This window comes from Candidatus Hydrogenedentota bacterium, assembly GCA_013359265.1.
GTDB lineage: Bacteria > Hydrogenedentota > Hydrogenedentia > Hydrogenedentales > SLHB01 > JABWCD01.
This window is the reverse complement of record JABWCD010000037.1, coordinates 25660-46430: the sequence shown is the minus strand read 5'-3', so window position 1 is coordinate 46430 and position 20771 is coordinate 25660. Positions and strand designations below refer to the sequence as shown.

At 60.6% G+C, this 20771-nt stretch carries 17 protein-coding genes; 13 read left to right on the top strand and 4 right to left on the bottom strand.

The window, feature by feature from the left end:
* Window positions 1–1808 (top strand): DUF2075 domain-containing protein (locus tag HUU46_23980; GenBank protein ID NUM56699.1); only part of this gene is annotated, 1808 nt, incomplete at its 5' end.
* A 40-nt stretch (window positions 1809–1848) separates the two neighbouring features.
* Here the strand turns inward: HUU46_23980 and HUU46_23975 are convergent.
* Window positions 1849–2628: a glycosyltransferase family 2 protein gene (locus HUU46_23975; GenBank protein NUM56698.1), complete on the bottom strand. Its 780-nt coding sequence runs from the start codon at window positions 2626–2628 to the stop codon at window positions 1849–1851.
* 517 nt (window positions 2629–3145) lie between these two features.
* Here HUU46_23975 and HUU46_23970 point away from each other — a divergent pair.
* From HUU46_23970 to HUU46_23960, 3 genes are read left to right on the top strand one after another with little or no spacing between them, the layout of a single operon-like run.
* Window positions 3146–4339 carry a DUF1624 domain-containing protein gene (locus HUU46_23970; protein NUM56697.1) on the top strand — a complete coding sequence of 398 codons (1194 nt, stop codon included), beginning with the start codon at window positions 3146–3148 and terminating at the stop codon, window positions 4337–4339.
* A gap of 12 nt (window positions 4340–4351) precedes the next feature.
* Window positions 4352–6565, top strand: a complete 2214-nt coding sequence (locus tag HUU46_23965; protein ID NUM56696.1) for a penicillin acylase family protein — start codon at window positions 4352–4354, stop codon at window positions 6563–6565.
* The gene (locus tag HUU46_23960; protein NUM56695.1) at window positions 6562–7566 is read left to right on the top strand and encodes a phosphotransferase; all 1005 of its coding nucleotides are present in this window, start codon (window positions 6562–6564) and stop codon (window positions 7564–7566) included. The genes HUU46_23965 and HUU46_23960 overlap by 4 nt, the downstream gene beginning before the upstream one ends.
* Here HUU46_23960 and HUU46_23955 read toward each other — a convergent pair.
* Entirely contained in the window at window positions 7452–7985 is a 534-nt protein-coding gene (locus tag HUU46_23955; protein ID NUM56694.1) for a DUF4160 domain-containing protein, read from the bottom strand. The two genes, HUU46_23960 and HUU46_23955, sit on opposite strands and share 115 nt — an antisense overlap.
* Window positions 7978–8262 (bottom strand): DUF2442 domain-containing protein, encoded by a 285-nt coding sequence (locus tag HUU46_23950; GenBank protein ID NUM56693.1) that lies wholly within the window; start codon window positions 8260–8262, stop codon window positions 7978–7980. The genes HUU46_23955 and HUU46_23950 overlap by 8 nt, the downstream gene beginning before the upstream one ends.
* Before the next feature lie 554 nt (window positions 8263–8816).
* On the opposite strand from HUU46_23950, the gene HUU46_23945 reads away from it, so the two are divergent.
* The 3 genes from HUU46_23945 to arsM all read left to right on the top strand — a co-directional run bounded on the left by HUU46_23945 (window position 8817) and on the right by arsM (window position 10531).
* Entirely contained in the window at window positions 8817–9029 is a 213-nt protein-coding gene (locus tag HUU46_23945; GenBank protein NUM56692.1) for a YgiT-type zinc finger protein, read from the top strand.
* 322 nt (window positions 9030–9351) lie between these two features.
* On the top strand, window positions 9352–9663 hold the full coding sequence (locus HUU46_23940; GenBank protein NUM56691.1) for a winged helix-turn-helix transcriptional regulator: 312 nt from the start codon (window positions 9352–9354) through the stop codon (window positions 9661–9663).
* Window positions 9641–10531 (top strand): arsenite methyltransferase, encoded by an 891-nt coding sequence (gene arsM, locus HUU46_23935; GenBank protein NUM56690.1) that lies wholly within the window; start codon window positions 9641–9643, stop codon window positions 10529–10531. Before HUU46_23940 ends, arsM begins: the two co-directional genes overlap by 23 nt.
* Window positions 10532–10633: 102 nt before the next feature.
* On the opposite strand, the gene HUU46_23930 is transcribed toward arsM, so the two are convergent.
* Window positions 10634–11812, bottom strand: a complete 1179-nt coding sequence (locus tag HUU46_23930; protein NUM56689.1) for an exo-alpha-sialidase — start codon at window positions 11810–11812, stop codon at window positions 10634–10636.
* Window positions 11813–12049: 237 nt separating this feature from the next.
* On the opposite strand from HUU46_23930, the gene HUU46_23925 reads away from it, so the two are divergent.
* The 6 genes from HUU46_23925 to HUU46_23900 all read left to right on the top strand — a co-directional run bounded on the left by HUU46_23925 (window position 12050) and on the right by HUU46_23900 (window position 20378).
* Window positions 12050–12214, top strand: coding sequence for a hypothetical protein (locus HUU46_23925; protein ID NUM56688.1), 165 nt, complete (start codon window positions 12050–12052; stop codon window positions 12212–12214).
* Between the two features lie 475 nt (window positions 12215–12689).
* The gene (locus HUU46_23920; GenBank protein NUM56687.1) at window positions 12690–12923 is read left to right on the top strand and encodes a hypothetical protein; all 234 of its coding nucleotides are present in this window, start codon (window positions 12690–12692) and stop codon (window positions 12921–12923) included.
* Window positions 12907–14985: a hypothetical protein gene (locus tag HUU46_23915; protein NUM56686.1), complete on the top strand. Its 2079-nt coding sequence runs from the start codon at window positions 12907–12909 to the stop codon at window positions 14983–14985. Before HUU46_23920 ends, HUU46_23915 begins: the two co-directional genes overlap by 17 nt.
* A gap of 237 nt (window positions 14986–15222) precedes the next feature.
* Window positions 15223–16089 (top strand): PD40 domain-containing protein, encoded by an 867-nt coding sequence (locus tag HUU46_23910; GenBank protein NUM56685.1) that lies wholly within the window; start codon window positions 15223–15225, stop codon window positions 16087–16089.
* A gap of 167 nt (window positions 16090–16256) precedes the next feature.
* A complete protein-coding gene (locus HUU46_23905; protein NUM56684.1) occupies window positions 16257–18767 on the top strand; it encodes a LysM peptidoglycan-binding domain-containing protein in 2511 nt (836 codons plus the stop codon).
* 96 nt (window positions 18768–18863) lie between these two features.
* Window positions 18864–20378 carry a PilT/PilU family type 4a pilus ATPase gene (locus HUU46_23900; GenBank protein NUM56683.1) on the top strand — a complete coding sequence of 505 codons (1515 nt, stop codon included), beginning with the start codon at window positions 18864–18866 and terminating at the stop codon, window positions 20376–20378.
* Window positions 20379–20771 lie beyond the last annotated feature (393 nt).

Here is a 20771-nt window from a genome sequence, read left to right as displayed (position 1 = left end):
CCCGTCGCAACGCTCCAAGACGCCTTAACGACATACCTCAAAACCGGTCAGCTGCCGCCATTACCCCCAAACGTCGCGGCAAACGGCTAAAGTGTTACGAAGCAAATACTTTTTTGCAGGCGGATATCGACCAAGCTTTCGACTACGCGGCAGACCTCAAATACTTCCACGAAGGAAGTCACCCACTCCCTGTCGTGCCAATCTTGGTTGCCACGCATGCGCGACCCGTACCGAATTCACTTGTTCGTCATAGTCTCGTACCTGGGCTATTTCGCACGATCTGCACGAATGCCGATTCTCTTCGAGGTGTAGTCAGCCACTTGCTTGATTCTATGCAGAGCACAAGTATAGACACGCGCGCTTGGGAGAGTTCGCGGTATTGCCCTACGCCCACCATCGTGGAGGCTGCTCGTGCGCTATATGCAGGACACGGTGTTGCAGAGATTTCGCGCAACGATGCCGGAGCAAAGAACCTGCACGAGACGTCCGAGATGCTCGCGTCTATCATTGACGAGTCGAGAAAAGCGAAGCGAAAGTCCATCAGCTTCGTCACAGGAGTACCGGGCGCAGGCAAGACTCTCGTTGGCCTTAACATCGCCACTCAATTTCACGATTCTGAGAGCGATCGCCATAGTGTGTTTCTTTCCGGAAATGGGCCATTGGTCGCAATACTTCGTGAGGCTCTTGCGCGAGATTCCATTCGGCGAGAGCGACAGCAAGGGAATAGCCTGAAAAAGTCTGATGCCAAGACAAGGGTTAAGGCATTTATACAGAATGTACATCATTTCCGTGACGAGTGTTTGCGAGACGCTTTGCGCCCGCCTGTTGATCACGTCGCCCTCTTTGATGAAGCACAACGCGCATGGACCCTACAACAAACTGCCTCTTTCATGCGCCGCAAGAAGGGGGTGAATGCGTTTCAGATGTCAGAGCCGGAGTTTCTAATTTCATGTATGGATCGGCATCGTGACTGGGCCGTAATTGTGTGCCTTGTGGGCGGTGGACAGGAAATAAATACTGGTGAAGCCGGAATTGCGGAATGGATCGATGTGTTGCGTACTAAGTTTCATGATTGGCGGGTGTACATTTCTCCCGCACTTACAGACAGTGAATATGGGGCAGGAGCCACATTGGCAAAGTTGGCGCAACGGCCGAACGTGACGTATTGCCGTGAACTGCATTTGAATACATCCATGAGGTCTTTTCGAGCTGAAAACGTATCTACATTCATAAAGCACTTACTCGATTGTGATTCAGATAGCGCAAGACTTCTGCTCAAGGAATTCGATACTCGGTATCCCGTTCGGTTAACGCGAGACTTGTCAGCGGCCAAGCAGTGGCTGCGGGATCACGCTGCGGGTAGTGAAAGATATGGGATCATCGTCTCCTCACAAGCAGAGCGATTGAAGCCACTGGCGTTAGATGTCCGCACTCCCGTGGATCCGGTCAAGTGGTTTCTGGACGGGAAGGAGGATGTTCGCTCTTCCTATTTCTTAGAGGACGTGGCCACGGAGTTTCATGTTCAGGGATTGGAGCTCGATTGGGCGTGCGTGTCCTGGGATGGTGACTTTCGATTCAGCAACGGAGAGTGGGAGCACTTCTCTTTCCGTGGCTCGAAATGGCAGCGCATCAATAAGCGCGATAGAAGACAATATCTTAAGAATGCTTATCGGGTGTTGTTAACTCGCGCCCGCCAAGGCATGGTCATCTGCGTGCCTGAAGGTTCAGAAATCGATCACACGAGACGCCCGCAGTATTACGACTCGACTTACGAGTATCTTCTGTCTATTGGTATCCAACAACTGTAGGCTTCACAGTCCGCCTAACAGCAGCGCCCCACACTAACCATTAGGGAGCGGGCCGTTCCGCGCCGCCTTCCGCGTTGCGTTGCAGGTTCCACAGTTTCGCGTATTTGGTGAAGACGGAGAAGGCGGCGAGGCCGCAGAGGACGGCGCCGTGGTAGCCGTCGAGGAAGCCGCGGCGGAGGACGTACATCTTGAAGAAGCGGGCGGCGGGGCGGAAGGTGAGGTCGAGGAGGGTGGCGCGTTTGCCGCGGTCGTAGAGGTCTTGGGCGGACCAGGTGGTGAAGCGTTGGAAGGTGGCGAAGTATTCGTCGAAGTTGCGTTTGTCGTCGTGGTACATGACCTCGTCGATGCGGCCCATGGCGCCGTCGACGTCGATGGTGGCGTGGACGCGTTGGCCGGTGTAGCGTCCTTTTTTGGTGCGGAACAGGCGGACGTTGTAGTCGCGGTCCCAGCCGCAGTGTTGGATGAGTTTGCCGAAGAACCAGGACATGCGTTTGATTTTGTAGCCGTCGGCGCTCGATGGGTCGGCGACGATCTTCTGGACGCGCGCGGTGAGTTCGGGCGAGAGCCATTCGTCGGCATCGAGGACGAGTGTCCATTCGGTCTCGATCTGAGGGATGGCCCAGTTGCACTGGTCGGCCTTGTTTACGTATTCGTGCACGACGACGTGGTTCGAGAACTGGCGCGCCACGGAGTCGGAGCCGTCCGTCGTCTTTGGGTCCACGACGCAGAAGATGTCGTCCGCCCACTTCACGCTTTCAAGGCAGCGCACGAGGCGGTCGCCGGCGTTGGGAATGAGGATGAGGATGGTGATGCGGCTCATGGTTGGGGAAGTTTACAGGAGGCGGGAGGAAGAATTCAGGAGCCAGGAGCCAGGAGTCAGGAGCCAGAAGTCAGGAGCCAGGAGTCAGGAGCCAGAAGTCAGGAGCCAGAAGGAAGAGGGAAGAAGGAAGAAGGAAGAAGGAAAAGAAGGCGCGCCTGCTTTCTGCTTGCCCGGCGCATAGCACCGGGGTTGTCACGGTACTCGATCCAGGTTGGCAGGGAGTCTTTACATGTTTGCGTCGAACTGACTGCGCTTCCGTATCGGTGTTGGAGTACTGTAATTCGTAGTCTCTGAATTGCCCAAGATATCTGCATTCCCGCAAGTCATCATGCAGGGGGAATTCACGTAGAGTCCCGGCGATGCTCCTTCGTCGCATGGCCCGGGACAGTCCCGATGGCGGGGCGAAGTTCGAGTAGGTCGATTACGAATACGATCCTCCTTCGCCCGATCGGCTTCGGAGGACACCTCACGAAGCACGAAAGGATGGTTGCGCGGGGCGTGGTTGGTGGATACACTCGTGAGAATTTGTGCCGCGCCGCGGGCATTGTGCGGCGCGGCGAGTGTCACATCAGGGGAGATCATGGCCGCGGGCACCGCTCAACCGTCCCGTCTTGCGTCGCTCGACCAGTTTCGCGGCTATACGGTGGCCGGGATGTTTCTGGTCAACTTTCTGGGCGGGTACGACGCGATCAGGCAGCATGCGGCGTTGCTCTGCCATCACAACACGTATTGCAGCTATGCAGACACGATCATGCCGCAATTCTTCTTTGCGGTGGGCGTGTCGTTCCGGCTGACGTTTTTGCGCCGTGTGGAAAAGGACGGGTACGGCGCGGCGATACGGCACGCGATTAAGCGCAATCTCGGATTGATTCTTCTCGGGATAGCGTTCTACGGCATCGCGGACGACGGGATGAGTTGGAATGCGATTGTCACCGCCGGGGTATGGGGGTATATCACGCAGCATTTGAAGTGGTCCGTGATTCAGACCCTAATCCATATCGCGTTTGCGTCGCTTTGGGTGTTGCCGGTGATCGGGGCGAAACCCTCCGTGCGCGTGGTGTATCTCGCGGCGTCGGGCCTGGGGCACCTGCTGCTTTCGCAAGTCTGGTACTACAACTGGAACGAACACGCCGACGGAACGATCGACGGGGGGCCGCTGGGGTTCCTGACGTGGACCGTGCCGCTGCTCGCCGGGTCGCTCGCGCACGACACGCTGCATGCGCGCGGTTCGCGTGGGGCGATGCGGCCGTTCACGGTGTGGGCCATTGTCCTCATGGTGGCGGGGTATGGGTTGTCGTGCATGAACGCCGTGCACAATGCGATGCTCGGCAACGTCTCCGGTGGGTGGCGCGCGTGGCTGGTCGAGCCGCCGTTCGTGGCGCCGGCGTTGCCGACGGACTTGTGGACGATGAACCAGCACGCGGGGTCGCTTTCGTACATGGTGTTCAGCGCGGGCTTCTCGCTGATCGTGTTGGTGTTCTTTATCTGGTTAAGCGATTTGAAGAACGTTCAGGTGGGTATGTTTCGCACATTCGGCGTCAACGCGTTGGCGGGATACATCATTCACGGCATGACGAGCGCCACGATCAGGCCGCTGGTGCCGGATGACGCGCCGCTGTACATGGCGGTGTTGAACTTTTTACTCTTCTACTGGGTGACGTGGCTGTTCCTGCGGCATCTTGAAAAGCACAAGCTGTTTTTGCGGTTGTAACGGAGTGGTTCGATGAAGTACGTAAATCTGTTCGCGGTAATCGTCGCGGTCGTGTTGTCGGCAGTTGGCTGTGGACCGGGCGGCGAATCGGCACCCGGCGCGGCACCCGCGCCGCCGGCAACGACCGAGCCCGCGCAGGAGCCTCAAACGAGTCCGCCGTCCGAGGAGCCCGCGACGGGGAACCAGGTCACCATCTACCGCGACACGTGGGGCGTGCCGCACATCTACGCGGCCACGGACGCGGCCGCCGCGTACGGTCTCGGTTACGCGCAGGCGGAGGATCGGCTTGCCGATATCTACGCGAACGCGCGCATTGCTACGGGCCGCGCGGCCGAAGCGTTCGGCGCGGGCGAGGTGCGTACGGATTTCGCGATGCAGCTCGTGCGCAACGAAGAGGTGGCGCGGAAGAGCTACGAAGAGGCGCCGGATTATTTGCGCGAACTCGCGGACAGTTTCGCCGCCGGAGTGGACGCGTATGTGGCGCAACACCCGGAGAAAAAGCCGGAATGGGCGCTCGAGTTCGAGCCGGCGCACTGCTCCGCGATCGGCCGCGCGATGATTCTGCGGTGGCCGCTGGGAGGGGTGTTCGACGATCTGAGCAAGAAGGAAAAGCGCGAGCCGGTGGGCCGGTCGAACGAGTGGGCCGTATCGCCCAAACGGACGGCGACGGGCGGCGCAATTCTGCTGACCGATCCGCACGTGGGCTGGGAAGGGATGCAGGTGTTTTACGAGGCGCGCGTACACGGCGACAAACTGCACATGAACGGGTTTTTCCTTGTGGGGTCTCCGCTGCTGGGATTCGGCCACTCGAACCACGTGGGTTGGGCGCCGACTACGGGCGGGCCGGACACGTCGGACGTGTTCGAGGTGAAGATCGACATGTCGAACCTGATGAAACCGAAGTACGAACTCGACGGCCAGTGGCATGAGTTCAAAGCCGGGCAGATGAAGGTGAACGTCAAGGGAGGCGAACCGAAAACGCAGCCCCGGTTCGAGACCGAATTCGGTCCGGTTTTTGACGTCGATCTGGAAAACAAGATCGCGTACGTCGGCGCGTCGCCGTACTTCGAGGATGCGGGGTTGTTCGAGCAGACGTACCGTATGCTGCTGGCGAAGAACACGGACGAGTTCTACGAGGCGCTTGGAATGCTCGGGTTGATGGAACAGAACATCATGTTCGCGGATACGTCCGGCAACATTCGGTACGTGCGCAACGGGCGCACGCCGGTGCGCAAGCCGGGATTTGATTGGAACGCGCCGGTGCCCGCCAGCGCGGAATCGTTGTGGAAGGACATCCATCCGATCGCGGACCTGGTTCAGATTGATAACCCCGAGCAGGGCTACATGCAGAACTGCAATATCAGCCCGATCAACATGATGAAGAATTCGCCCCTGACACAGGACAAATATCCCGCGTATATCTACAACGTGACGTGGGACTTCAACAATCCGCGCAGCAAGCGGATTATCAATTTGCTCGATGCGGACGATTCGGTCACGAAGGAAGAGGCCCTCGCGTATGCGACCGATGTCTACGACATTCTCGCGAAGCCGTGGCAGGAGGCGCTGGCCGGGGCGGTCGAGTCGGTCGGGGCGGAGCGCATGAAGGACGAGACGTTTGCCAAGGTCGTGAAGAACATCCAGGAATGGAACGGCGAGTTCCTGCCGGAGAGCGTCGCGACGCCGGTGTACAAGGTGTGGCGGATGAAGTGCAACGACGGCGTGAACCTGAAGGCGATCGTCGAGCGGCAAACGCTGACGCCCGAGGAGAAGTCGGCGCTGCTCGACAAGCTCGCGGAAGCGATTGACGAGATGACAAAGACGTACGGTTCGGCCGAGACGCCGTGGGGCGAAATCTATCGCGTGGGACGCGGCGGCGTGTATTTCCCCGCGCCCGGCGCGGACTTCGGCGGGTCGACGGACGGAATCAACATGTCCGAGACGTTGTTCGATGTGCGGAGCAGCGTGGACAAGGAGAACCCCGGGAAGTACGTCGCCGACGACGGGTCGCAAACCACGATGCTGATGTTTTTCAGCGCGGACGGCGTGGAGTCGTACACGCTATGCCCGTGGGGCCAAAGCGGCGATCCGGCGTCGAAGCACTATATGGACCAGGGCGAACAGCTCTATGGCAAGCGCATCATGAAACCGACGTGGTGGAAGAAGGAAGATTTGCTCGCCGACCCGCAAAACGTCGAATCGGAACTGACCCTGGAACTTCCGTGACAGCCGCCGTGGATTCGCTCGATATACTCGCACAGGTCATCCGCGACCATTACGATTTGGGCCGCGTCGATAAACCGACGGTCATGCCCGCGGCGCACCAGCGGCGGCACCGGAAACTCATCGTCAATACGGCGATTGGGCAGTTCCTGTGCAAGACGTACAAGCGCGATCCGTTCGTGCTGGACGCGCTGCGGTTTCAGCACCGGTTGAGCGATCACCTCGCGACGAGCGGGATTCCAGTCGCCAAGATTCAGCGGACCAGCAAGGGCACGCGCATCGTCGAGATGAACACGTGGGCGCTCGAGCTGCAGGAATTCGTCGAAGGCGAACCGATGCTCGTGTCGAAGGAAACGCTGGCGATTTCGGCGGAGACGCTGGGGAAGTTTCACCAGGTGTGCCGCGACTTTCCGCGGCCCGAGCGCGACACCACGATGTGGCGGTTCAGCGAGGTGCCGCGCCAGGCGTTCGCGACGTTGTACGGTTTGGCGAAGCAAGAGGGCAACGTCGACGCCGTCAACCAGCACTGCAATCGGATCGCGCTGTTCTTGCGCGATGCGGGCGAGGCCCTGAGCCTGGACAATCGCGGGCGCTTCGAGACGGGGCTCATCCACGGCGATTGGCATAGCGGCAATCTGATTTTCAAAGGCCATCGATTGAGCGCGGTGGTCGATCTCGAGTTTGCCGGCGACGGGTGCTATCTCGAAGACCTGAGCTACGCCATTTCGAATCTGTGCGTGCGCACGACCATGCGGCCGGAACGTCTCGCGAAGCGCGTCGACGAATTGCTCGATCATTATCAGCGGTATCGGACGCTTTCGTATTACGAGGAGGCGGCGCTGTACTACGCCGTTGGCGTCAAGCACATCGCGACGGTCTCCTTCCAGATTCAGCAGCAAGGCTCCGTCGTGGCCGGCCATTCGGCGGCCGAATGGATGGAGCGGCTCGCCACCCAGGTGGGCTGGCTCGCCGAACGCGCGCAGAAGGTGCGATTCGGGAAGTAGCGGCGCACCGGAGCGACGGCGGCTCGCGCGGACCACACGGATCGCGTGTGGACGATGTGGGGTGCGGCGGCAACGACGCCGCTTTGGCTGTTCGTGAAATCGAGCGCGTTCCCAAATCGAAATTTGTGAACGAGGCCAAACTTCACACAGATCGCCGATGACTCCAGCGGCTGAATTTTCAGGAGGGGTTTCATCTCTCGCGCCCGGCGCCAGTCTTCCCACAGTTCCTCGCTATGCTGCGCTGCCCATTCGACGACAAGCCCCGCAGCACGAGGTGGCAGTGAACCGGCAAAAATCGACAAGGTTTCAATTGCTATCGAAGCCGTGTGTCCGCCGTACTCCGCGTGAAAATGGGGCGGATTGTCGTCATCGTAGTACATCTTCACGACGATACCGAAGAAGCGGCTGATCTCAGGCACCCGCGTGGTCGTGATCCAGCAATGGGAACACCTCTGCTGGCTGCTTCCCGGTGACCTTCAAATACAGTGAGTCGGGGCACAGGTCAACGTCTTTGCCCCAGACCAACTCGCCTGAAGTCCCAATACCAACTTGCTCGAAATTCTCCCGGTCCCGCCAAGCGGAAAAGACACCCTTACCGGCGAGGTCCGCCAAGTCCACAACCCCGCGCGTGCCATCGTCAAACGTCAGATCTATCCTGTACCCGTCAAGCACTTCGACTTTCGAGACTCTTGGCATCGCCGGCCTCCTTGCGACGCGAAGCTAACGCGCGGCACCACGCCAAATGCAAAACCAACAGTATAACTCTGCAACATGCGTGGGCATTGATCAAGTCAAAATGCCTGCGCACGGCTGTCCGCACCCGGTTTCTATACCGGGTGGAACTCAAAGCAATGGAATCCTGCCGAGAATACGCCCGCTGTGGAACGCGGGACCGCTACGGGCACACAGGGAGTTCTTGCGCTATCGCGCTGCTATCCCTGTGCGCCATTCGCCCAGTCCACGGATTGCCCCAAACGGTAAAACCGTAAGGCAATCAATCTGCTACTACCGGCCAGGCGGACTGGTCTGACATTACGAGGATTGAATGCGGCAGCCCGGCACGAGTAAACCTTTGAGCGCGTGGCGGGAGGATTTTTCACGCGAACACCCTGTATAGACCGGAAACTATGGAACTTGATGTGGCGCAACGAATACCACACGTCGTTGCTGTTCGCGTGAAAAATCCGCGATAGGATGCCTTCGTGAGCAAGCACGGGCAGACTCCGGACAAGGTCAAGGCTGCCGCGAAATTGAAATGCATTCGCTGTCGGGGAGAAATGAAGTTGGGCGCAACACCCTTCCATATCGACCGCAGGGCCTGTCACATCACGCTGGATGCCGTCCCCGCCCGGGTGTGTGAACAATGCGGCGAAGCCTACTTCGAAGAAAAGGAAGTGGACGCCATCCAGGAACTTGTCAAGACCGTCGAAGAAAAGGCCGGCGCTCTGGCCGCCGCCCCGTGAGTCGTCTACCCTCGACCCTCGTACCCGACTGAATGGAACGCCTCGCACTCCGAGTCGGCTGACTCGCCGAAAAGCCCCGCCGAAGTGATGTAACTGTTCCATTTTCGCGAGGCATGGCTCTTGCCGAGTTGGCGTGTTTTCGTGCGCTGAATTCAGATCGCTCGGCAATCGGCTCGGCAGGAGCCTCGCCCCGCCCAAGCTGATCGGTATCTTGTCTCCATGCGCAACGTGCGGCCTTGACAAGAACCCACCCTTGTGCTATATTTGCATTATGACGCAAGTATGCAATATTGGAATGACGAGTTGCTGCGGACTGTCGGAAGTGCTTAACCCATTGCTGTTTAAGGCGCTTTGCGAGCCGATGCGGGTGGGGTTGTTGGCGCGGTTGACGCAGATGCCGCAACCGGCGACGGTGTCGCAGATTGCCGCGTGCTGCCCCATCGATCTGTCGGTGGTGTCGCGGCACCTGGCGGTTCTGCGGGACTGCGGGATATTGAAAGCAGAGAAGCGGGGGAAGGAAGTTTTCTATTCGGTGCGGTACAACGAACTGGCGGCGACGCTGCGCGCGATGGCGGAGGCCATCGAGCAATGCTGCCCACAGGAGGATTCCCATGAGCGATGCTGCAACGCTTGATACGCAGGACAAGGTGCGCGCGGAAGTATCGAAATCGTACGCGCGGGCAATCGAGAAGACGAAAGCGAGCGAGGGCTGCTGCGGCCAGACGGCGTGCTGCGGTTCGTCAAGCGCGGCGACCACGAATGTCGAGGCGATAGGCTATCGCATTGACGAGGTCGCGGAATTGCCCACGGACGCCGTGGTGAGTTCGTTCGGGTGCGGGAACCCGCTGGCATTCAGCGGGGTGAAAGAGGGCGACACGGTGCTCGACCTGGGCTCTGGCGCGGGCCTCGATCTGTTGATCGCGCGGAAGAAGGTCGGCGAGACGGGGCGCGTGATCGGCGTGGACATGACGGACGCGATGATCGAGCGGGCGCGGGGCAACATCGCCAAACTGGGTTACACAAACGTCGAGGTGCGCAAGGGGATTATCGAAAAGATGCCGGTGGAATCGGGCACGGTGGATTGGGTGATCTCGAACTGCGTAATCAACCTGTCGCCGGACAAACCGCGCGTGTTCGCGGAGATCGCTCGCGTGTTGAAGCCGGGCGGGCAGATGAGCGTATCGGACATCGTCGCGAACGATCTGCCGTGGTGGGCGCGCAAGAGCATGTCGTTGTATGCGTCGTGCATCGGCGGCGCAATCAGCGAGGAGGCGTACATCGCGGGATTGCGGCAAGCGGGCCTCACGAACGTTGAGGTGAAGGAGCGGCTGGTCTACGACCGCGATCAAATCGATATGTTTATCGCGGACATGCTGCCCAAATTCCTGGGCCCGACGGCGTGCGTACTGCAGGGACTCGTGCAACCGATCCTGTCGCGCATTGGCGCGCGTATCGCCGGGAACATATGGAGCGCGAAGTTCGCTGCGGCCAAGCCCGCGTAACTTCGGCGTTTCGGCGAATGTTGCAGCGGGACCTGTGCGGCGCGGCGGGAGAGGAATCCCGTCGCCACGGCGACGTGAATTACGGCGCCACCGCGAACGATGCTAGAAACCGGCCTGCCGGCTTACGTCGCCGCTTGTAATTTCCGATAGCTTGTTCGGGTCCCAGATTGTCGCGCCGATGTAACGTTCGGGACCGGTTTCCTCGTCGCTGATGTAGTAGGTCGTCACGAGTTTGCCGTCGGGGCGCACGACGCTGCGCACGTAGCCGATATCGCGGTCCGTGCCGTCTTCGCGCAAGACGATTTGCGGGCCCCAAGTCTTTCCATTGTCGCTGCTCAACCGCGCGCGGATGCTGTAGGGATACGCGCGGAATCCGTACGTGAGGCATAGGCGCCCGTCCGATAGCTTGTTCAGCATCGGCGGATTGCCCTCGCCCAGGTATTCGACGGGGTCCTTCTCCTGCGTCCACGTCCTGCCGTTGTCCGCACTGCGCCACTGCGTCATCCAGCGGAACGTGCCGTTGCGCCGGCGCAGCGTTGTCAGTAATTCGTTATCCGAAATGCGCAGCGTTGACGGCATGATCGCAAACCCGTCCGGTTCCGGCCCGATGTCCCCTACTTTTTCCCATGTCACGCCGCCGTCCGTCGTGCGCGCGCAGATGACGCGGCCTTCGCGTTTGTTCTCCTTTGAAACGGTCAGGAAGATGTGCGCGTCGCGCTTGCCGTTCACGATATAGTCCGTGCGCGCGGCGGTGCCGGGCGCTCCGAAGTTTGGCAGCTTGTACGGCCCGCTCCATGTCTTGCCGCGATCGTAGGAGTACTCGAACCGCGAGTTGCCCGAGTTGATGCTTTCCATTCGCAGCGTCATCGCGAAATCGGGATGCGTGAAGTCGATCGGGTCCTTCAATTCCATCAGCGCCGGAATTTTCAGACCCGGCGTTTCCGTGCCGTGCAAGGCGTTGCCGCGCGGGATGAGAAACCCCTTCTCGGCGGGGTGCTCATGCGTCCACGTCACGCCGCCATCGACGCTGCGCGCGAGCCAATGTTCCTCGGGCTTCTCGCGATCGATATGGTGCCGCGTCGCGCCGAGGTCTTTGTAGTACCCGCGCCCGTACCCGACGAGAATCTCGTCGCCCCAAATCCACATCCCGTGGTTCGCCGGCCACCCGCCAAACCGCCCCTTCTCGTAATACACCTTCACGTGCTGCGCGTCATCCGCGCGCAACATCGGCTCGCCGGGGAGTTCGGCAAAAAACGTCATTGCGACAACTATCGAGATCATAGCGTCCAATCCTTTTCAAGTTTTTCCACAGGGTGGACCGTCATTCTGTAAACTTCCGATTGGCGAGTCAACGGCGTAAATCGACCGCGTCACGGCAGTCTCGAATTGGCAATGTAGCAGACGCGCTCCAGTGCACCACAAAGACTAACTCGCCCATTGCGTCGCTTGGGTTTGAACGGATTGAATTCGACGGCTATAACACGCGGCGGCGCTTACCGCGTCGCGAGGAGCCACCCAATGTCAAAGCCACCCAGTTGGCGCGCGTCCACGGTGCTCGTGGTGGCGCTGAGCCTGTCGATCGGCTGGAGCGTGCGCGGGAATTTCGGGCACGAATACGGGGCGATGCTGATGGGCGTGATGGCGGCGCTGGCCGAAAGCACTTTGTCCTGGTTACTGCGTTGAGTCCGCCCTCCCAAAGGTAAATGCCATCAACAATGCGCAATGGGTTCAAGTTACAGGTTTACTTCGCGGCATCACAGGCACCTCACGTATGGTGGCAAGCGGTCCTCATCGCCATACCGGTTGACTTTGCGGGCTTTGCAAGCTCGCACAAGACAACGTCGTTCCTGCACAGAATTCGAACGGGGAGACCGCATTCCAGTATGTTTGAGTCCGCACTCACAATGTATGGCGTCGCATTACGCATCGTGCGAGGTAAATGACGTTACCCATGGAACTATGGTCGCGGATATTCGGCGCTCGTCCCAAGACGGGGAAATCTGCTGCCGACGATGCGGATTCCCTCTATGCCGAATTTTCCCGCGGCTTTTGTCACAGACCCGACGTGAACTTCGTCTCCGCCATGCAAGCTGAAAGTCAATTTGCGCTGCTGTCGTGGCTGCATCCGTCCACGCCCTGCGCTCTCTCGAAAGCCTTCGTGAAACTTGGAGTCGACGTTACGCGCGGCGGGCTCAACATCTGGGAACAGCCCTATATCGAGATGATGCATGTCGGCGGTTGGGACAATGGAGGACTCCCGCCGCAGTCAAGCCTCGACGCCCTGGCGACCCTCGCACACGTGTTGGGGATACGAATTAAGTTGTTCTACCGTCCCGCGCCGGAAGCGGAGGTCATGGTCATGGAGTGGGACCCGATTGCACCAACAGATTGATCGCTCGCCCAGTTGGCGTGCGTCCACGCTGATTGCCGTCGCGCTGAGCCTGTCGATCGGCTGGGGCGTGCGCGGCAACTTCGGGCACGAATACGGCGCGATGCTGCCGGGCGTAATGGCGGCGATGGCGGCGTGCATCTTGTCCGGGCGCGAGGACTGGCTCGCGCGCGCGCCCTACTTTGCGTTCTTCGGCGCGCTCGGTTGGGCGTTCGGCGGATCGATGTCGTACATGAAGGTCGTCAGCTACACGGAGAGCGGACACTGGCCTTCGCAGATGTACGGGTTCTTCGGCCTGTTCGCGGGCGGGTTCCTGTGGGCGGCGATGGGCGGCGCGGGCACGTCGTACGCGGCCGTCGAGGACCGCGATCGCATTACGCAACTGTTCAAACCGTTGTGCTGGGTGCTTGCGGCGTGGGCGCTGTTCATCTACTTCGGTTGGGTCGCGATCATGGGTTCGTTCGGGCTCGAGGTCCAGGAACTCGTCGAGCGCGGCATCGAACGCGAGTTGCGCCAGAACGATCCCTTCTACTGGCTCGACACGGATTGGGTTCAGGCCTTCGTCGCGCTCGTGGCGCTTTGCGCGTTCGATCTGTGGGACCGGCGCTTCGCGAAGGCGTGGCTGCTCGCGACGCTCGCGGGTGCGGGGGCAATAGCCGGGTGGTTAGTGCAACTCGCATTGGCAAAAACCGCAATTCTCGCGATGGTCCTTCCGAGCATCGTTCGTTTCCAGGGCGACCTGTCGATCACGAACCCGGAAACCAACCAGCCCTTCGATCCCGCGAACATGGTCACCAACTGGCCCACGGTGTTCGGAGAGGGCGCATACGCGGGCGTGGTCATCGGCCTGCTCATCGGCGCGGGCATCTACTTCGCGAAGTCCGGCCAATGGCGATCCGGTGCGTCGCTGCTCGTGCACATGGCCGTTGGCTGGCTCGTCGTGTTCCTCGTGTTTCCCGTACTGCTCGGCGTCCGTATGACGCCGCCGCGCAACGACAACTGGGCCGGCGTCGCCGGCGTGTGGCTCGGCATGGCAGTGTACATGTACCGCAATGGCCGCACGCCCGTCATCGTCGGCTCGCTCGTCACCGGCATCATTGGCGGGTTCGGCATCGCATTCACGCAACTCATCAAACTCATGCTCATGGCGCCGGGCAATGCGAACCGCCTATCCGATTTGCCGCCGGAGGCCGCCGCGCCAATCGTCAAATCGTGGGAACACTGGCAACAGGCCAACTGGCACAGCATTGCCATCGAACAGGGCGCGGGCATTATTTACGGGATCGGCGTCGCCGTCGCCGTCGCCATGCTCGCGACGCGCGTCGCGCCGGTGCAAAACGAACCGCGCACGCGCCGGTGGACGGAAGTCTTCTCCGTCGCGTTTGTGCTGTGCGGCATCACGTACCTCAGCATGATCAAGCTCGTCGCCGAATACACGAAGGAGCGCGCCGGCGGATTCGTCGAAGTGCCGATGCGGATGAAGGCGCCGCTGTTCGAGGGCCTCGAATTCTCCAGCCGGACCTGGTTCAATTTCTTCTTCGCGCTCTACGCGCTCTGCGTGATCGCGCTGCTTGTCGTTCACCTGCGGCGGCGCATCCCGCTCGTACCCGAAAGCTGGCTCGGCAAAGCCCAACTGCTCTATATCGTCTTCGTGTGGATCGTCGTGGCCTTCAACCAGACCAAGGCGCAGGCCGCATTCCACGAACAACGCCTCGGCACCGAAGGGGTCATCTTCCTCAACGCCGTCATCGTTACATTCCTCATCGCTGTCCTTCCACGCACAAAACTTACCGGGTGGGGCGAGGCTCCGTCCGAGCCGCGCGGGTGGGACGATTCGCCCCAGCAAACGTCCGAGCCGCACGCTACCCAAACCTTCCCACGCCTCCTCCGCCGCACACTCCTCGCCGGCCTTGCCACGGCCACAGTCTGCACCTTTGGTTTCGCCGGCGTCACCCGCGCGGTCTACGGCGACAAGTCCCTCCATGCCGGCCACAAAGGATTTCGCTTCGGCCCGCAAACCGAATGGCGCCTCTACCCCGTCCTTCGCGACAAGGACCATAGGTAGCGAAGTAGTCAGGAAGCGAGGAAGTTAGGGAGCAAGACGAGGTCTTCTCGTTTTGACTACCTGCAATGGTGTCGCACCTCCTCACGGTCAGATTCCACACTGACGGATAAACGAAAGTGGCATTTTTGGCGAATAATCCGCGAATGCTCATTGCGCGCAGCGTGTTGACGGCGGCTCGACTCCTTCGCTACGGTAGTGGCGGTGCATCCGTGATCGAACCGAATGAAAGGGCTGAATATGCGTACGCTTCGGCTTTTGGCCTGTTTCGCGCTCATAACCACCAGTGCGCTCTCCCAGGAAGACCGGACCCAGATTACGACCGGGTCCCAACGCGACGTCGACCCCATGATCTCGCCGGACGGCAACTCGCTTGCGTTCGCGAGCAATCGCACCGGGCACTTCAACATCTTCGTGTTCAGTTACAAAACCGCCGGCACCCTGCAGCTTACCCAGAGCGATAAGGACGACCGGTACCCAAATTGGTCGGCGGACGGCAAGAAGGTCGTCTTCGGATCGGACCGGACGGGTAAGAGCGATATCTATGAAACCAGCCACGACGGGTCGTCGGGTTTCCTGCAACTCACCGACTCGCCGTTGCTCGAGGAGTACCCCAGCTACCCGAGCGACCGCCGCGGGCTGCTCTACGCGCGCGCCGCCACGAAAAGCGTCATTAATCGCAAGATGCAGGTGGTGCTCTCGGATTCCCTCCCGGCGTCGACGAACGCGGTGGTCCTTGCCGAAGGCGACCAGCCCCGGTTTTCGCCGAACGGTTCGCGCATTGCCTTCGTGTCGCACCGGACGAAAAACGACGACATCTGGACGATGACGAGGGAAGGCTCTTCGCAGACCCAGCTCACAACGGACGACAAGGACGACACCGATCCGTTCTACTCCCCTGACGGCCGGCGCATCGTGTTCGCGTCCAAACGCACCGGGAACTACGACATTTGGGTGATGGACTCCGACGGCGGCAACCAGCGGCAGCTCACCTTTGATAGCGCCGACGAGACCCAACCGTGCTGGAGTATCGGGGGCTACATCTACTACACCCACAAGGTGAGTGAAACCGTATCCAACATCTATCGTATTAAGGCGCCGAGATAGCCGGGACGGGGTTCGGCGGCTGACGGATTCGGGCATCGGTTCTAACCCCAGATATAGTACTGCCTTTCGCTTGACACGCTAGACGTAGATACATACACTACGCTGGGAACGGGGTGACCTCTCCCCAGTCTTTGGAGCAATCGACAACGACAGGAGACCGCTGCCCAGTGTCTTTCTACACGCGCAGGATTTCCTGCGGGGGCCTTCTTGTAGCGCTCGCCCTCGCATCGGGGTGTTCCACCACCCAAAACAAAGTCCACCAATTCAGCCCGGTGCCGACCGCGAAGGTTGGCTCCCAGGAACTCGGCCCCGCCACCGCGAAAAACGCATCCGACCTGTTGCGCGCGGCAAACGAGGAATGGGCCAAGGGCAACGAGGCCCAGCGCCTCGGGGACCAAAAAGCCGCTTTGCTCCATTACAGCCGCATGTTGCAGTACATGAGCGACGCGGACCTGAATCCGGCGGTATTCAGCGGGCTTCGGGACGAGTTCGAGCGCATTCTCAGTTCGAACCCTGAATCGGCCGACCTGTTTGAGCGCGATCACCCGGAGTTCAACAAGGAACTCGCCAACCGCACCGGGCGCGGCGAGCTTTTCATCGGCAACGTCATTGCGCAACAGCGCGTCATTGCGGAGATCGAGGACATCAAACGCCGGTACCCGAAAAACTTCCAGGCCGGCCTTGATCGCAGTTGGCAATACCGGCCCTTTATCGAACAGCAATTGGCGGCCGCCGGGCTTCCGAAAGATCTGGTCTGGCTTGCGATGGTCGAGAGTCTGTTTCAGCCCACGGTCGTTTCGCGCGTGGGCGCGACGGGCATGTGGCAGTTCATGCCGAGCACGGGCCGCCGGTACGGCCTGCGGATAGACCAGTACGTCGACGAGCGTAGGGATTGGGAGAAGGCCACGCGCGCCGCGGTCGCCTATCTGGGCGACTTGTACGACTTTCACAACGGCGCGTGGCCGCTCGCGGTCGCGTCGTACAACATGGGCGAAGGCGGCATCTCGCGCATGGTCGCCATGAACGGCGGCGAACGCGATATCTGGCGTCTCATGGAAACGCCGCCGGCGTCTGATCACATGCCTGAGGAGACCAAGAAGTTCTTCCCCAAGCTGGTCGCCTACACGGTGGTTGCGTCCAGCCCTGCGATGTATGGGTTCAAGAGCAATCCCGTGCAGCGTGAAGCCACGACGCGCGTCACCGTGAATGGCTCGTACAGCCTCGCCTCGCTCGAGCGCGCGGCCGGACTGCACGCGGGCACACTGAAGCAATTGAACCCCGCTCTCGTCCGTGGCGTCACGCCGCCGGGCGAGTACACGATCGTCGTTCCGGCCGTGCACAACGAAACGGTCACCGTGGCCCTCGCGACGCTTGTGAAACAACCCAAACAGAGCGTAGCTGCCGTCGAGGGCCGCACGTTCCATGTCGTGAAGAAGGGCGAGACAATCGCGCAGATTGCCCGGAAATACGGCGTCGAGCAGAAGGACATCGTGGCGGCGAACAAGATTCGCATTGCGAGCCGCATTCCCGCGGGCAAGAAACTGTTGATTCCCACCGACGGCCACTCGGACGACGCTGCCGATTCCGCTCCGCCGCCGGCCGCTCCGGACGCGGCGCCCGCGCCGAAGCCCGACGAGCCCGCGCCGAAGCAGGCGCCGCCGCGGACGTATCGCGTGAAGAAGGGCGACACGCTCTACAAGATCGCGATGGACAACGGCGTTTCGCTCGATGCGCTGCAAGCGGCAAACAAACTCGACAAGCACGCGCGCATCCACGTGAATCAGGAACTGTCGATTCCGGGGACCGGCGCCGCCACCACCGAAAGCGAACCGCCGGCGCCGCGTACGGAGCCGGCCACGCACGTGGTCGCCAAGGGCGAGACGCTGGGGGTCATCGCGCGGAAGTACGACGTTCGTGTCAGCGATATCAAGGACTCCAATAATCTCACGTCGTCGACGATACAGATCGGTGACAAATTGATCATAGCGCGCGCCAGCTCGGGCGCGGCGCCGGTCCCGGAAAAGTCCGCGACGGGAACGACGATGGCCGATCCGCCATCGGAGGAACCCAAGCCCGCGGCGAAGACAGTCGAGCTCGATGGCGTTTACACCGTCGTTTCGGGTGACACGCTCTCCGGAATTGCCGCGAAGCACAAGATGAAACTGAGCGAACTTCGCAACGCAAACGGACTCGAGGCCGACGCGCCCATCAAGGTCGGCCAAAAGCTCAAAGTCCGCGGCAGCACAGCGGCGCCGGATACGAAAACCGAGGTCGCGGTTGCGCAACCAACGCCAAAGGCTGACACGGAAAAGGCGGTTGGCGTCAAGATGCACACGGTCGAGAAAGGCCAGACGCTTTCGTCGATTGCGGGGCGCTACGGCGTGAAGGTGTCCGAACTCGTGGCGTGGAACGACCTCGGCGACAAGGCCCTCATCCATATTGGCCAGAAGCTGATCGTGTCAACGCCGAAGGTCCCCGCGAAGCAGGCATCCGGTCCGCCACCGGCCGCATCGAAACCCGAAGGCAACAAGACGATCCATAAAGTCACCGAGGGGCAAAGCCCGGCCTCGATCGCCAGGCGTTACGGCGTCAAGGTCAGCGACGTGTTCGCGTGGAACGCGTGGGAGAAGGACCACATCCTGCACATCGGGGACGAGGTCGTCATCTATACCAAGTAGCGGTCCTAAACCAATCGGGCGCGCCGAATTGACGGGGGTTGTTCGCGTGCCTATGCTCATGGGGGCGCCGCGCCGGCGGTGCAGGGGAGTCCCAATATGGCCGACTGGATTCTGGGCGTAGGACACCAAAAAAGCATCCGCGACATCGTCGATATTGCCGAGAGAGAAGTTGTCGAAAAGGAAGGTCAGCCGCGCAAGATAACGTTGCGGTCGAACGCCGTCGAGATTGTCGCCGACCGGACCGAATACACCGGTCCCTGGAAGCATTTTGTGCTCCGCGCGCACGCCAAAGGCCATGCGCTTGAGTGCATGGAAAAGATCGCCAAGGACTTCTCGCCGGACTGCGAACTCGTGGTGGACGACGGGTGGCACCTCCTCCGCTTTCCCGGACAACACGCGACGAACCCGAAACGCGGCTACGAAGCCCTCGATACGTACTCCGGCATGTTGCAGTTCCCGGAGGTGTGGCACATTCGCGGCGAGAACTACCGCGTCGACCATATCAGCTCGGAACTGCTGTTCAAGGCGCTCGTCGAGTACAAGGCGAGCGACGTACACCTGAGCCCCGGCGAGCAGGCCATGTTTCGCGTGGACGGCGAAATCGCGCCGTCGGAAATCTTCGGCGTATTGTCCGCGCCGCAGATTCTCGCGCTCATCCACGAGATCGCGGCGGAGAAGGACTGGAAGGAATTCCAGGAGACGAAGCAGGCCAGCTTCAACTTTCACCAGGCGGGCCTTGGCTATTCGCGCGTGTCGTGTTTCGTCACGTCGGGCGCGCCGCACCTCACCTTCCGCTATCTGCCGGAAAAAATCCCGTCGTTCGAGGAACTGCACGTGCCCGTCGAGTTGATGACGCAGCTTGCCGAACTGCACCACGGCCTCGTACTGCTCGTCGGCATGACCGGCTCCGGCAAATCGACCACCGTGGCGGCGCTTGTCGATTACATCAATGCGCACCACACGTCGCACATTCTGACGATCGAAAACCCGGTCGAATACGTCCACCACAACAAGATGGCGCTCATTTCCCAGCGCGGCCTCGGCATCGACGTCGCGACATTCGGCCTTGCGGTCACAGGCGCGCTGCGCCACGATCCGGATGTCATCGTCATCGGCGAAATGCGCGACCCCGACACCATCCGGTCCGCGATCAACGCAGCCGCCACCGGCCACCTCGTGATCAGCACGCTTCACTCGAACACCGCGTACGAGGTCGTGAACCGCATCGTCAGCTTCTTCGATCCCGTCGAACGCGACCTGGTGAAGCTGCAAATCCGCGACTGCCTGCGCTGCGTCATCTGCCAGCGGCTCGTGCCCAAGATCGGGGGCGGGCGCCTGCCCACCATCGAAGTCCTGTTTAACGACATCAAAGCCATCAACGACTCGATCCTCGAAGGGGACAGCGACGGCGTTCGCATCGGCATGCAGCAGACCACGTCCCGTTCGTGGATATTCGAGCGCTACCTTCACGCCATGCACAAGGACGGAAAAATCACGCTCGAAAATGCGCAGAAATTCTGCACCGACCAAAGCATCTTCGACCAAATGATGATGGGGACCTACAGCATCCCGCGCCTCGACTCGATCAAGCACATGGGCGCGCAGAAGTAGTCCCGCTTCCGGTCCTCCAAATACGCCTACTACTTAGCCCACGGCGTTGCACTGCGGGCCGCGGAATGCTCGACCACCAACCACTCGGTGCGGCGTAGCCACCACCAGATTACGGCGGGATTCGGGTACCGGGTTCCGGAGGGAACGGGAGTCGGGTCTATCGGGTCTGCCGGGTCTGTCGGGTCTGTTGGGTCTATCGGGTGCCTGGTTTCGCACGGTTTTCTCGGCGCGGCGGTTCGAGATACGGGCACGGATTCACGCGATCGAATTTGAGTCGTGCAAGTCGCGCGGACAGTTCGGACGGCATGGCGGCATTTTGCAGCTCGACGAAATCCTGCAACGCCTTAACGACCGTCCAAGAAAGAAACACAACTACCGAACTCCCCGAGAAGT